The organism is Aeromonas sp. ASNIH5 (assembly GCF_002902865.1).
GTDB lineage: Bacteria > Pseudomonadota > Gammaproteobacteria > Enterobacterales > Aeromonadaceae > Aeromonas > Aeromonas caviae.
In genome coordinates this window covers 805940-819393 of record NZ_CP026122.1, presented here as the reverse complement: position 1 = coordinate 819393, position 13454 = coordinate 805940, and the positions used below count along the sequence as shown (strand labels likewise).

The window sequence follows — 13454 nt, the reverse complement described above, 5'->3', positions numbered from 1 at the left end:
CCCCCGGTATCGGGGGCGCAGGCACGCAGATGAGGGGCCCTCGTCAACGAAGAGGGGGATATGCCCCTGGCACAGGCGACCCCTCTGGGCGCACCGCTGCCAGCAGATAATCCACGAAGGCCCGGACCCGGGCCGAGAGGTGACGGTGCTGTGGATAGAGGGCGTAGAAGGGGCGGGATCGCCCCGCAAAGGGGGTCATCACCTCGATCAGCTTGCCTTGCAACAGCGCCTCGGCCGCCACGAAATGGTAGATCTGGAACAGGCCGCCCCCTGCCACCGCCCAGCCCAGGCCCGCCAGCACGTCGTCCAGCACCCGCTGGCGGCTGTGCACATGGAGATCGACAGGGGATCCCTGCTCATCCACAAACTGCCAGGGGAAGGGGCGACCCGTGCTCGGGGTGATGAACTGGATCAGATCATGTTGCGACAGCATTTCCAGGGAGGTTGGCGCGGGGCGGCGGGCGACATAATCGGGGGCGCAGAAGACCCCGAGGCTGGCATCCTCTAGCTTGCGAGTGATGATCCGCCCATCGCGCGGCTCCCCCAGCCGGATGGCCAGATCGTAACCATCCTCCACGAAGTCGATGTTCCTGTTGGAGACATTGAGCTCCAGCTCGACCTCGGGATAGGCCGCCATGAAGCCCGGCAGCAGGGGCACCAGACGGTGGTGGGCATAGACGGTGCCCACGCTGATGCGCAGCACTCCTCTGGGGTGGCGCTGGCGGCCGGTGATGGCCCGCTCGGCCTCGGCGATCTGCTCGAGCGCCTGCTGGCACTGCTCCCGATAGAGCTCCCCGTCATGGGTGAGGCGCACGCTGCGGGTGGTGCGATGGAAGAGTTTGACGCCGAGCCTGGCCTCGAGACGCTGGATGGAGCGGCTCACCGAGGCGGGCGTTACCCCCAGTACCTGAGCCGTAGCGGTAAAGCTGCCAAGTTCGGCTGCCTTGCAAAAGAGCTCTATGGTGCCGAGCTGGACGGGGTCGAAGGCACGGGACATATGTTCATCCATGTAAATAATCAAGTTCAATGGTGTGAGTTTATTCATCCTTGGGTAATCAGTAAATTGCTCATCGCGGGCGGCCCTGTGGCCGCCCGATCGATCACTGCCATCAAAAGGAAGATCACGATGAAGAACACCCTCAAGGCCGTGCTGGCCTCACTGCTGCTGGCGACCTCCGCTGCGGCCAGCGCCGCCCCGAAAGGCGAGATCCTGGTGCTGCTCTCGAGCGAGACCGAACTGCCGCTGCAAGGGGGCAAGAGCCTGACCACCGGCTTCTACCAGAATGAACTGGGGGTGCCTGCCGCCGCCCTGCTGGAGGCCGGTTATACCCTGACCCCGGTGACCCCGAGAGGGAACCGGCCCGTTGTCGACAAACACTCCGTCGATCCCCAGTACTTTGGCGGCAACCCGCAGGAGATGGTGCGAATCGGCGCCGTCGTGGAGGGGCTGCTTGGCGCCGGCAAGGTGCTCTCCCTGAGGGAGGTGCTGGCATCCGGTCCCGAGCGCTATGCCGGCCTCTTCATTCCCGGCGGCCACGCGCCCCTCATCGATCTTGCCAAGGATCCCGAGGTGGGGACCCTGCTTCGCCACTTCCATGACAACCACAAACCCACGGCCGCCATCTGCCACGGCCCCATCGCGCTGCTGGCGGCGCAGGCGGATCCGGCCGGGTTCGAGCAGTCGGTCATTGCGGGCAAGGCGGACGGCGCCAGAGAGTGGATCTACGACGGTTACAGGATGACCATCTTCTCCGACAAGGAAGAGGCGGTGTTTGAAGGCTCCCTTGGGGGTGACACGCTGCGCTACTACCCGGCGAAGGCCATGGCCCAGGCCGGTGGCAGCATGCAGTTCGTGGCACCCTGGCAGCCTGGCGTTGTGATCGATCGCGAGCTCATCACAGGCCAGAATCCCTTCTCCGATCACGCTCTGGCGAGCGCCTTCATCGCGGCGCTGGACAAACAGCAAGGGGCAGGCTGACGCCAGGAGAGGCGCAAGTTCCCCCCTTGATCAGTGCAGGCAGCCCCCATGGGCTGCCTTTTTCATGCCCCAGCCTTGGCGAGAAACGCCTTCATGGCGGGGGTGACACTGTGTTTTCGGGTGATGAAGGCGATGGTGCCTGCGCTCGCATCGCTCAAGTGATGGCAGGGCAGCTTGAAGAGCTGCTGGGCGGTGGCGGCGATGCCGGCGCTGACCACGGCGCAGCCCAGGCCGTGACTCACCCCGTTGACCAGGTGGAACAGGGAGTCGGTCTCCAGCACCACCCGCAGGCTGATCTGCTGGCGGGCGGCGGCCTCGTCCAGGTAGCGGCGAAACTGCATGGTGGTGCTTGGCAGGATCAGGGGGAGATCTTGCAGGTCCGCCAGGGTCAGCGGCCCGGTCGGGGCGCAGTGGGCAGGCAGGGGGCCCAGCAGGGCCATGGGGTTGGGGTGGCGAAGCTGGACGTCGAGGGCCCGGCGCTGATGCTCGGTGAGCAACTCGTCAAAGCCGAGCCCGATGTCGATGCGATGCAGATCCAGCTGCTCCATCAGGGTGGCATGGGTCATCACGCAGAGGTGCAGGCCCACCTTGGGGTAGGCGTCATTGAACCCCTTGAGCAGCGGCATGATGTCGATGCTCGACTGGGGCACGACGCCGATGCGCAGCGCACCCGACAGCCCGCCCCGAAAGAGGCTGAGCTCCTGGCGCATGGCATCCTGCTCCTGAAGCATCCGCTCGGCGTGGTGCAGCACCACTTCCCCCGCCTGGGTCAGGGCTACGAACTGGCTGTTGCGCACCACCAGTTCGGTGCCAAGTGACTTCTCCAGAGCGGTGATGCTGGCCGACAGGGTCGGCTGGGTGATGAAGCAAGCCTTGGCCGCCTTGGCGAAGTGACGGTGCTGGGCCAGCTCGTAGAAATAGTGCAACTGCTTGATATTCATCGAAGAGGGGCGTTTGACGTGGAGGATGGCTGACAAAGTTAATCAATCGACATCCCGATGGCAATAGAAGTTATCTATTGGTGAATAGATTTGTTTCATTGGTTTTGGCGCGGCGGCTTATCTAAACTTGAGGCCCGAATACAGCTTATAAGCGTCTCGCATGATCCCTTTCAATTCACGGTTGCCCAGTCTGGATGAGCTGGTGGAGGAGGTGGCCGTGTCCGTCAACATCAACGGCATCAACCATGCCGTCATGATGGCCACCCCGGACGATCTCGACGATTTCGCCATCGGTTTTCTGTTTGGCGAGGGGATCATCGGGGGCAACCACGATGTGCACGATATCCAGAGCACCCCGTCCGAGCACGGCATCGTGCTCGATGTCACCATCGCCAACCGCTGTCTGGCAGTGCTTGGCCAGCGCAAGCGCCGCCTGGCCGGTGCCAGCGGCTGTGGCATCTGCGGGGTGGAGGCCATCGAACATGCGTTGCCCGTGCTCACCCCGCTGACCCCGGGCGCCCCCTTCGACACCGCCTCTTTGCAGGATCTGCGGGAGCGCATCGTCCCCTGGCAGAGCAAGGCCCGCCAGAGCGGTGCCCTTCATGCCGCCCTGGCGCTGGATGATCGCGGCGAGATCCTGGCCTGCCGGGAGGACATAGGGCGGCACAACGCCCTGGACAAGCTCATCGGCATGCAGCTGCGCCAGCCGGTGCAGGCTGCCACCCTGGTCATCACCAGTCGCTGCGGCAGCGAACTCATTCACAAGGCGGTACAATTTGGCGCCGCTCACCTCATCAGCCTTGCTTCCCCCAGTCAGCTCGCGGTGCGACTGGCCCTGAAGTACAACCTGACCCTGATCCATGTGCCCCGATCCGATGCCCCGGTCTGCTATGCCAGCCCCCGCGCCCAGGATCACGTTGGAGACTCCCATGTCCAGTCATATTGAGAAACCGGCCAAGGCCGGCGGCTTTTCCTCCCTGCAGTCCACCTTCAAGCAGGTGCTGCGCAGCCAGAAGACCCGCCAGAACATCAAGAACCTGCTGCGGGTCAACCAGACCGACGGCTTTGACTGCCCCGGCTGCGCCTGGGGTGACAACAAGCAGGGGGCCTTCCAGTTTTGCGAGAACGGCGCCAAGGCGGTGGCCTGGGAATCCACCGGCAAGACGGTGGGGGCCGATTTCTTCGCCGAGCATTCGGTGCGTCGCCTCGCCACCCAGAGCGACTACTGGCTCGAATACCAGGGGCGACTGACCGAGCCCCTGCGCTACAACCCGGCCACCGATCACTACGAGCCGGTTAGCTGGGATCAGGCGTTTGCCCTCATCGCCGACAAACTCAAGAGCCTGGCCAGCCCCGACGAGGTGGAGTTCTACACCTCGGGACGCGCCAGCAACGAAGCCTCCTACCTCTATCAGCTGTTTGGCCGCCTCTATGGCACCAACAACTTCCCCGACTGCTCCAACATGTGCCACGAGGCGAGCGGGGTGGGGCTTATCCAGTCCGTCGGGGTGGGCAAAGGCACCGTGGTGCTCGATGATTTCGACGCCGCCAAAGCCATCTTCGTCTTTGGCCAGAACCCGGGCACCAACCACCCGCGCATGATGAACGCCCTGCGCAAGGCGGCGCGCCAGGGGTGCCAGATCGTCACCTTCAACAACCTCAAAGAGGTGGCCCTCGAGCGCTTCGCGAGCCCCCAGAGCCCGGCGGAGCTACTGACCCCGGCGGCCACCACCATCAGCCACCAGTACCTCACGCCAAAACTTGGCGGTGACATGGCGGCCATTCGCGGCATGGCGAAATACATCCTGGAAGAGGAGGGGGGGCGCATCGATCTCGCCTTTATCGAGCAGCATACGACGCAGTTTGATCAGTATGTGGCCCAGGTGAAGGCCACGGAGTGGACGCAGATCGAGGCGCAATCCGGTCTCGGTCGGGAGGCGATCACCCGGGCGGCGCAGATCTTCGCAAGCAGCGAGAGCGTGATCAGCTGCTGGGCCATGGGGATCACCCAGCACAAGCATTCGGTCGACACCATTCGCGAAATCGTCAACCTGCACCTGATGTGCGGCCAGATTGGCAAGCCGGGGGCCGGACTCTGTCCGGTGCGCGGTCACAGCAACGTGCAGGGCAACCGCACCATGGGGATCAACGAGAAACCCAATGCCGCCTTCCTCGATCGCCTGGAGCGCCGCTTCCCGGTGGGCTTCAAGCGCACGCCGGGGCACAACGTCTACGAGGCCCTTAAAGCCCTTCATGGCGGCAAGAGCAAGGTGCTCATCTGCCTTGGGGGCAACCTGGCAGCCGCCGCGCCGGATACCGAGTTCACCTATGAAGCGATGCGAAGGAGCGAGCTCAACGTGCAGATCAGCACCAAGCTCAACCGCAGCCACCTCATGGTGTCAAAAGATGCCCTGATCCTGCCCTGCCTGGGCCGTACCGAGCTCGATCAGCAGCGCTCCGGGGTGCAGAAGATCACCGTGGAGGACACCTTCAGCATGGTGCACGCCTCCACCGGGATGAACGAGCCGGTCTCGCCGCTCTGTCTCTCCGAGATAGACATCGTGGCCCGCATGGCCGAGGCAACGCTTGGCAGCGATCGGGTGGACTGGTTGGCGCTGCGGGATGACTACGGGCTGCTGCGGGATCTCATCGAGGAGACCATCGCGGGCTTTGGCGACTTCAACCGCCGCATCGAGGAGCCCTGCGGTTTCCATCTGGAGAACAGCGCCGCCCTGCTGCGCTGGAACACCGCGAGCGGGCGCGCCGAATTCAGGGCGAGCCGTTTGCCGGACTCCATCCTGCCCGAGTGCACCAGCCACGCGGAGCAGATGGTGGACCAGCCCGTGCTGCTGCTTCAGAGCCTGCGCTCCCACGATCAGTACAACACCACCATCTATGGCATGGATGACCGCTATCGCGGCATCAAGGGGCGACGCAACGTGGTCTTCATGAACGAGGAGGATGCCAGGAGGCTGGGGCTCGCCGAGGAGCAGCGGGTGGACATGAGTGCGGTGTGCAACGACGGGCGCGAGCGGGTGGTGCGGGGCTTTAGCGTCATCTTCTACGAGATCCCGAAAGGCAACATCGCCGCCTACTACCCGGAGACCAACCCCCTGGTGGCCATCGAGAGCATAGGGGAGGGCTCTTTCACCCCCACCTCCAAATCGGTGCCCGTACTGGTGACCCCGAGCGCCGCCTCGGTCGAGAGCCTGGCTGTCACGCTCTGATCTCCTGACATGGATACCGTCCGACCCCTGCCATGGCAGGGGTTTTTTATGGCCGAACGGTGTCCGGCAAAGCCTGGGCCGATCAGCCCAGGGCCACCACCACGCAGTTTCGGCCCTGGCTCTTGGCATCATAGAGCGCCTTGTCCGCCTCCTTGAGCACGGCGGCGATGCTGGTGGCATCCGCTCCCCAGTGGGCGACGCCGAGGGAGATGGTGATGTGGCCTGCTACCTCCATGTCGTGGCTCGCCACCCGGGTACGCAGGCGCTCGGCGATCTTCTGCGCCTGTGCAAGGGAGACCCCGGGCAGCAGCAGCAGGAACTCTTCGCCGCCGCTTCGACACAAGGCGGCATCGGAACGCAGATCCTGCTGCATCAGGGTGGCGAGGGAGACGATGACGGCATCCCCCACGTCGTGACCGAAGCGGTCGTTGATGGCCTTGAAGTGATCGATGTCCAGGGCAATCACCGTCAGGGGCTGACGCTCGACCTCGTACTCGTCCAGCATCTGCTGCATGGCCCGGCGGTTGAACAGGCCCGTCATGGGGTCGGTGTGGCTGTCGGTGTGCAGTTTGTCGATCTTGGTGTTGAGCAGCCCCAGCCCCTTGAGGATGGCCTGCTTCAACTGGGCCGCTTCGAAATACCAGGCGCGGATCCCCGAGATGCTGGTGGCGGCCCCTTGCTGATCCATGAGTCCGGCCCGGTTGGCCAGTTGTCGCAGGGGTCTGGCGATGATGGTGGCCGAGAGCCAGATGACGAAGAGAATGAAGAGGGTGACCGGGATCATCCCCTTGAGGATCTCCAGCATCTGTTCATCCAGGCCGGCCAGGGTGGCGCTGCGGGGGCGCTGGGCCACTATCCCCCAGCCTGCGTCCGCCACCGGGGCAAAGCCTGCCAGCATCTCGCTGCCCCGGGAGTTGAGCACGCTTTGCGCGCCATCCTGCCCCTTGAGCACCGCATCCACCACCCGGTTCTTGCCAATCCTCTGGCCGATGCGCTCCGGGTTCGGGTGATAGATGAGGGTGCGCTGGCGGTCCACCACATAAAGATAAGAACCATCCTGGTAGTAGTGCTGCCCCAGCAGGCTGGAGAGCACGCTGGCGGACTCCAGATAGATGGTGCCGGCAACATAGCCGAGGTAGCGTTTGTCTGCCGAGAAGATGGGGTGGGAGAGGCTGATGAGGTAGTTGCCAGTGAGGGAGACCAGAGGATCCGCGATGAGGGGCTGCTGGCTTGCCAGGGTCCGGCTCGCATTGGCCGAGGTGAGCTTGACCCCTTTCACATGCAATGCCTCGGGAGAGACGGCGACGATGACGGAATCGGTGTTCACGATGGCCACCGAGTTGAAGGTGTTGGTCTGCTGGCGCAACTGGCCTGCCACCTCCTCGAGTCCATGGAGGTCGTTGTCCTGCAGCAAGGGGGCGAGCCGGGCCGCGCCATAGGCCAGCTGTCCCTGGGCCGAGCGCAGCATGGTCTCGGTGGAGGCGGCGAGCTTGGTGGCATAGACCCGGTTTGCCTCCAGGGTGCTGTCGATGAGCAGTTGTCTTTGTGCCTGATAGATGGCGTAAAAGCTGTTGCCAAAGGTAGCCAGCACGCCGATGACGGCCAGCGCAAGGATGAGGCGATGCAGATCAAACCTCAGCAGCCAGTGAGAGTGCATGAACGAAACGGATCCTTGTCGTGGCATCGGGGCAGTGCGGCAATTTTAAGGGGGGTGTCCGCCCAATGCCATCGTTAATGTGATTCTCGAATGGTTCCCTTTCATGGGGTGTCCCAGGTGGGAGCCCCGTCCCCTGCCGTCATGAGGCCGGTGAGGGCGGGATCCGCCAGCTCCGCCACCGTCTGCCAGAAGGGGGCGACGAGGGGATTGTCGTTGCCCGGCGGGCGAATGAGCCCGATGATCCAGCTCGCGTCGGCCTCCCCGAGGGGCAGGGTCAGCACATCGGGATGCTCAATGGTGGTGGAGGAGGGGACCAGGGTCCAGGCGATGCCGGCCGCCGCGGTGGCGATGCCGGCAGCGAAGTCGTTCACGTACTGGATGTCCTGAAAGCGCAGGCCGCTCTGGGCGAGGTAATGGATGAACTGATCGTAAAAAGAGGGGGCCTTGTCCCGGCGCAGGATGGCGAGCGGCTTCTCCTGCAGATCGGCGAGCCCTGCCACCCCCTGATAGCCTGCGGGCAGCACGGCGACGAAATGGGCGCGCACCACGGGCAGCACCGGCCAGCCCTTGGGTGCGGGCAGGCGGCAGAAGCCAAGATCCAGGCGACCCTCCGCCAGTGCCAGCAACTGGTGATGGGTGGAGAGATCGTTGAGCTCGATGGCGACCCCGGGGCGGCTGGCCCGAAAGCGGGCGATGGCGGCGGGCACCAGCAGCTTGGTGGCGACCCCGAAGCCGATGCGCAGGGTACCCGCGTGGCCCGCCAGCACGTCGCGGGCGCTGCGGGCGAGCTGCTCGCTCTGGGCCACCAGGGTGCAGGCGTCGGCGTAGAGGGCGCGCCCGAGCACCGTCAGCCGGGTGCTGCCGGCGTTGCGCTCGAACAGCTCGCCGCCAAGGTCCGCCTCCAGCCGGCGGATCTGCTTGCTCAGGGCCGACTGGGTGACGTGCTGGCGCGCCGCCGCCTGACCAAAGTGCAATACCTCCCCCAGGGTGACGAAGGCTTTCAGGTCTCTCAACTCCATGGTGCCTCGCTTGATTCCAGATAGGAATGATAGGTGGCCATATTTGTCATTGGACGGAATTCTAGAAGTGTTGGATGCTGGTGCCAACTCATTTCGGGCCCCTGTACGGGGTCGACGTATCACGGGATGGCCCCCGCCATCCGCGCAGAAGGAGCAACACCAGATGCATCATCACAAGTTCAACGACTTCCCGAACGGTTTCCTCTGGGGCGCCGCCTCCGCCGCCTATCAGGTGGAAGGGGCCTGGAACGAGGAGGGCAAGGGCCCCTCGGTATGGGACAGCTTTACCAAATTGCCGGGCAAGACCTTTGAAGGGAGCAACGGAGACGTGGCGGTGGATCACTACCACAGGGTGGAAGAGGACGTGGCGCTGATGGCCGAGATGGGGCTCAAGGCCTATCGCTTCTCGGTGAGCTGGCCGCGCATCTACCCGACGGGGCGTGGCGAGGTGAACGAGGCGGGGCTCGCCTTCTACGACAGGCTCATCGACGCCCTGCTGGCCCACGGCATCGAGCCGGTGCTGACCCTCTATCACTGGGATCTCCCCCAGGCCCTGCAGGATGAGTACGGCGGCTGGGAAGACAGGCGCATCATCGACGACTTCGAGCGCTATTGCGTGACTCTCTATCAGCGCTTCGCCGGCAAGGTGAAGTACTGGGTGTCGCTCAACGAGCAGAACTACAACCTGACCAACGCCTACCAGCTTGGCACCCATCCTCCCGCCGTGCAGGACAGGAAGCGTTTCTTCGCCGCCAACCACATCGCGTTTCTCGCCAATGCCCGGGTCATCAAGGCGTTTCGCCAGCACGTGCCAAACGGCCTGATCGGGCCGAGCTTTGCATACTCCCCCGCCTATCCGGCCTCCTGCGCCCCGAGCGACATGCTGGCGTTCGAGAATGCCGAGGAGTTCACCAACCTCTGGTGGCTGGATGCCTACTGCTTCGGCCGTTACCCCCAGGCGGCGCTCGCCTATCTGCGGGAGACCGGCGAGGCGCCGGAGATCCTGCCGGGCGATCTCGAGCTCTTGCGCGAAGGCACCCCCGACTACATCGGGGTCAACTACTACTACACCCTGACCTTCACCGACAACCCCCTCGGCGGCCAGACGATGCAGCGCATCAACACCACGGGCAAGAAGGGCACTACGCCCTCCAGCGGCATTCCCGGCCTCTACAAGACGGCCCCCAATCCGCACCTTGAGACCAGCAACTGGGACTGGGCCATCGATCCCACCGGGATGCGCATCGCCCTGCGTCGGCTCTCCTCCCGCTACGCCCTGCCGCTGATGATCACCGAGAACGGCCTGGGGGAGTTCGACAAGCTGGAAGCCGGGGACAGGGTGAACGACGACTACCGTATCGCCTATCTGCACAGCCACCTCAAGGCGTGCCAGGAGGCGATGCAGGACGGGGTCGAGCTGATTGGATATTGCGCCTGGTCCTTCACCGACATCCTGAGCTGGCTCAACGGCTACCAGAAGCGCTACGGCTTTGTCTACGTGGACAGGGACGAGCAGGGAGGGTCTCTTCGTCGCATCAAGAAAGAGAGCTTCCACTGGTACAGCCAGGTCATTGCAAGCGGTGGCAAGACCCTGTAACGGGCCCGGTGTGCCGCCCCTCGTCTGCCCAATGCCGGAAGGCCCCCTCATCGGAGGGGGCCTTCCTTGTTTGTGCAGCAGGCAACCATGACCGCCTAGATAAACATGCCGCCCGAGGCTTCGATGCGCTGGGCGGTGATCCAGCGGCAGTCATCGGAGAGCAGGGCGGCGATGGCACCACCGATGTCGTCGGGCTGACCCACCCGGCCAAGGGCGGTCTGGCTCGCGAGAAAGTCGTTGACTCCCTTGTTGTCGCGCACCACGCCGCCGCCAAAATCGGTCTCGATGGCGCCGGGGGCCAGCACGTTGACCGCGATGCCCCTGGGGCCCAGCTCCTTGGCCAGATACTGGGTGAGCACCTCGACGCCCCCCTTCATGGCGGCGTAGGCGGCATAACCCGGCATGGCGAAGCGGGTGAGGCCGGTGGAGAGGTTGAGGATGCGACCGCCGTCTGCCAGGAGGGGCAGGAGCGCCTGGGTCAGGAAGAAGGTCCCCTTGAGGTGGATGTTGAGCAGGGTGTCGAACTGCTGCTCCGTGGTCTGCTCGAAGCTGGCATGAATGCCGATCCCGGCGTTGTTGACCAGGAAGTTGAAATGGGTGCGCTGCCACTCCCGGGCGAGCAGTTGCGTCACCTCCTCTGCAAAGGCCGCGAAGGTGGCGCTCTCGCCCACGTCCAGAGCCAGGGCATGGGCCCGAACGCCGAGGGCGCGGGCCTGGGTCACCACCGCCTCCGCCTCTGCGGCCTGGCTGCGGTAGGTGATGATGAGGTCGACGCCTTTGGCGGCGAGGGCCAGGGCCCCGTGCTTGCCAAGGCCGCGGCTGGCCCCGGTGATGAGGGCGATGGGTCTGGTCATGGTATGACTCCTGTCAGGGTGGCGGACACAGGCTCGATACGAGCCGACCAGATCACTGTATTGTTCCTTTTAAACTGGATAAATAGCGTGATAATAGAATCACTGTTCCGTTTATCGAGACAATCAGGCCATGGATCAACTGGATGCGATGAGAGCCTTCGTGCGGGTTGCCGAGCTGGAGAGTTTTACCCGCTGTGCCGAGCAGACGGGCATCCCCAAGGCGACCCTCTCTGCCGCCATCCGCCGGCTGGAGGAGCGCATGGGGACCCGGCTCCTGCTGCGTACCACGCGGCGGGTGCAGCTCACCACGGACGGCCAGCTCTGCTATGCCAGATGCCGGGAGCTTTTGGCGGACATGGAGGAGTTTGACGGCCTGTTTCGCCAGGGGGGGCAGATCTCGGGACAACTGCGGGTCGACATGCCAAGCCGGATGGCCCGCCACCTGGTGATCCCGGCCCTGCCGGACTTTCTGGCGCAGCATCCCGCCCTGCAACTGATGCTGAGCAGCACGGACAGGCGGGTGGATCTGGTGCGCGAGGGGTTTGACTGCGTGGTGCGGGTCGGGGGGCTTGAGCCCTCCAGCCTGGTGGCCAGGCCCCTTGGTCACTATCGCCAGATCAACTGTGCCAGCGCAGGCTACCTGGCTCGCCACGGGGTGCCCCGCACCCTTGGGGATCTGGCGGGCCACCGGCTGGTGCACTATGGTCCCGGGTTTGGTGCCGGGCAGGGACGCAGCGAACCCGGCTTTGAATACCTGGCGGAAGATGGCTGCCGCGCCCTGCTGCCCATGGCGGGGGCCCTCATGGTCAATGACAGCGAGACCTACCTGGCGGCGGCGCTGGCGGGGCTTGGCATCATCCAGATGCCGCGGGTGGGGGTCGAATCCCTGCTCGCGGGGGGCGAGCTGGTGAGCATCCTGCCCCAGTGGCAGCCGCCGCCGCTCCCCATCCACGCCCTCTATGCCCATCGCCGCCAACTGGCCCCCAGGGTCCAGCTCTTCATCCACTGGCTGGCGGGGTTGCTCGCCGCCCATCTCGGGGGCGCCTCAGAGGCGGCTGCGCCTTGAGCGAAACTCCCTCGGCGAGAGGGCAAACGCCTCGCGAAAGAAGCGGGTAAAGCTGCTCTGGCGGGCAAAACCCAGGCGCTCCCCCACTGTCTGCAGGGGGAGGGCGGGATCCTGCAACAGGCGGCAGGCCTCCTCCCGGCGCACCCGCTCCAGCAGGCCCGAGAAGTGGCACCCTTCCTCCCGCAGATGGCGGTTGAGGGTCCAGCGGGTCAGTTTGAGGTGCTCGCACACCCCATCGAGCAGAGAGGAGGCCTCGGCGCTCTCTTGCCACAGCTGTTGGCGGATGAGTGCCATCACCCTGTCCCGGTAGCGGCTGCTTGGGCGAAGCTGGGCCATCTGCCGGTCGAGCTCCCCGAGCAGCAGGGGTTGCAGGGGCAGGTTGCACTGCCCGTGGGCGAGATCGAGCAAGGCGGCGGGAAAGTGCAGCTCGAAGGCCGCCCCCTGTTGCAACCGCCCTTCCAGCCAGCCTGCCAGCTCACGCCACAGCCTGGGGCGTACCGGGGTGGGCAGCACCAGCAGCCCCTGGCCCGGGTGGTAGAACTGGAGCAGGGCATAGAGGTGGCAGAGGTTGGCCAGGCTGCTCAGGGCGATGACGTCCGGGTGATCGGACTCCGAGTGGTAGCTGATCCTGGCCTGCCCCTCTTCTTCTTGCAGGCGGATCTCGTCGCTCTCGCCGATAAGGGGGCGGTAGGCGAGGAAGAAGTGCAGGGCCTGGCGAAGGGTGGCGGCGTTGCAGCACAGGCTCGCCAGCGACATGAAGTCGGCAAAGAGGCCGGGGAGGGCGGGGGGCGTCCAGTCGAGGGCCAGATCCACGTGGGGGGCTGCCCCGGCCAGCAGCCGGAAGTGGCGCCCGGTGTCGAGCCGCCCCTGGGGGATCAGCAGCTCTTCGTGGGCGATGCCGCAGGGGTGCAGGAGGGCAGCAGGATCCCGCCCGCGGGCCTGCCAGTGGTTGAGGCAGTGCAGGGCAATCCGGTTGGAGACGGTCTTCACGGCAAAAATCCTTGTCAGCGGTGGCCCACCATCATCGACCAACGGCGGCGGATTGCCGTGAGCCAGCGCCGCTTTCATGTTTCAGATTTGTAACCAAGGGTAACCCTGCAACCCTTTTCACACTT

The 13454-nt window shown here is 64.8% G+C and carries 11 protein-coding genes; 5 read left to right on the top strand and 6 right to left on the bottom strand.

The window, feature by feature from the left end; all coding sequences use genetic code 11:
- Positions 1 to 43 precede the first annotated feature (43 nt).
- Positions 44 to 997 (bottom strand): LysR family transcriptional regulator, encoded by a 954-nt coding sequence (locus C2U30_RS03670; RefSeq protein ID WP_103243189.1) that lies wholly within the window; start codon positions 995 to 997, stop codon positions 44 to 46.
- Positions 998 to 1126: 129 nt separating this feature from the next.
- Here C2U30_RS03670 and C2U30_RS03665 point away from each other — a divergent pair, with 129 nt between their 5' ends.
- Positions 1127 to 1978 (top strand): type 1 glutamine amidotransferase domain-containing protein, encoded by an 852-nt coding sequence (locus C2U30_RS03665; RefSeq protein ID WP_045524933.1) that lies wholly within the window; start codon positions 1127 to 1129, stop codon positions 1976 to 1978.
- 62 nt (positions 1979 to 2040) lie between these two features.
- Here C2U30_RS03665 and C2U30_RS03660 read toward each other — a convergent pair whose 3' ends face one another.
- On the bottom strand, positions 2041 to 2919 hold the full coding sequence (locus tag C2U30_RS03660) for a LysR family transcriptional regulator (RefSeq protein WP_010674609.1): 879 nt from the start codon (positions 2917 to 2919) through the stop codon (positions 2041 to 2043).
- A 160-nt stretch (positions 2920 to 3079) separates the two neighbouring features.
- On the opposite strand from C2U30_RS03660, the gene fdhD reads away from it, so the two are divergent.
- Positions 3080 to 3865 carry a formate dehydrogenase accessory sulfurtransferase FdhD gene (gene fdhD, locus C2U30_RS03655; protein ID WP_045524794.1) on the top strand — a complete coding sequence of 262 codons (786 nt, stop codon included), beginning with the start codon at positions 3080 to 3082 and terminating at the stop codon, positions 3863 to 3865.
- Positions 3849 to 6146 carry an FdhF/YdeP family oxidoreductase gene (locus tag C2U30_RS03650; RefSeq protein WP_103243188.1) on the top strand — a complete coding sequence of 766 codons (2298 nt, stop codon included), beginning with the start codon at positions 3849 to 3851 and terminating at the stop codon, positions 6144 to 6146. Before fdhD ends, C2U30_RS03650 begins: the two co-directional genes overlap by 17 nt.
- A gap of 82 nt (positions 6147 to 6228) precedes the next feature.
- On the opposite strand, the gene C2U30_RS03645 is transcribed toward C2U30_RS03650, so the two are convergent.
- On the bottom strand, positions 6229 to 7803 hold the full coding sequence (locus tag C2U30_RS03645; RefSeq protein ID WP_103243187.1) for a sensor domain-containing diguanylate cyclase: 1575 nt from the start codon (positions 7801 to 7803) through the stop codon (positions 6229 to 6231).
- A gap of 101 nt (positions 7804 to 7904) precedes the next feature.
- The gene (locus C2U30_RS03640) at positions 7905 to 8822 is read right to left on the bottom strand and encodes a LysR family transcriptional regulator (RefSeq protein ID WP_103243186.1); all 918 of its coding nucleotides are present in this window, start codon (positions 8820 to 8822) and stop codon (positions 7905 to 7907) included.
- Positions 8823 to 8985: 163 nt separating this feature from the next.
- Between C2U30_RS03640 and C2U30_RS03635 the strand changes: the two genes are divergently transcribed.
- Positions 8986 to 10419 carry a glycoside hydrolase family 1 protein gene (locus C2U30_RS03635; protein ID WP_010674614.1) on the top strand — a complete coding sequence of 478 codons (1434 nt, stop codon included), beginning with the start codon at positions 8986 to 8988 and terminating at the stop codon, positions 10417 to 10419.
- A gap of 95 nt (positions 10420 to 10514) precedes the next feature.
- On the opposite strand, the gene C2U30_RS03630 is transcribed toward C2U30_RS03635, so the two are convergent.
- Entirely contained in the window at positions 10515 to 11273 is a 759-nt protein-coding gene (locus tag C2U30_RS03630) for an SDR family NAD(P)-dependent oxidoreductase (protein WP_010674615.1), read from the bottom strand.
- Between the two features lie 130 nt (positions 11274 to 11403).
- Between C2U30_RS03630 and C2U30_RS03625 the strand changes: the two genes are divergently transcribed.
- Positions 11404 to 12339 (top strand): LysR family transcriptional regulator, encoded by a 936-nt coding sequence (locus tag C2U30_RS03625; RefSeq protein ID WP_103243185.1) that lies wholly within the window; start codon positions 11404 to 11406, stop codon positions 12337 to 12339.
- Here C2U30_RS03625 and C2U30_RS03620 read toward each other — a convergent pair.
- Positions 12319 to 13329, bottom strand: a complete 1011-nt coding sequence (locus C2U30_RS03620; RefSeq protein WP_069785077.1) for a helix-turn-helix transcriptional regulator — start codon at positions 13327 to 13329, stop codon at positions 12319 to 12321. The genes C2U30_RS03625 and C2U30_RS03620 overlap by 21 nt on opposite strands.
- Positions 13330 to 13454: the final 125 nt, after the last annotated feature.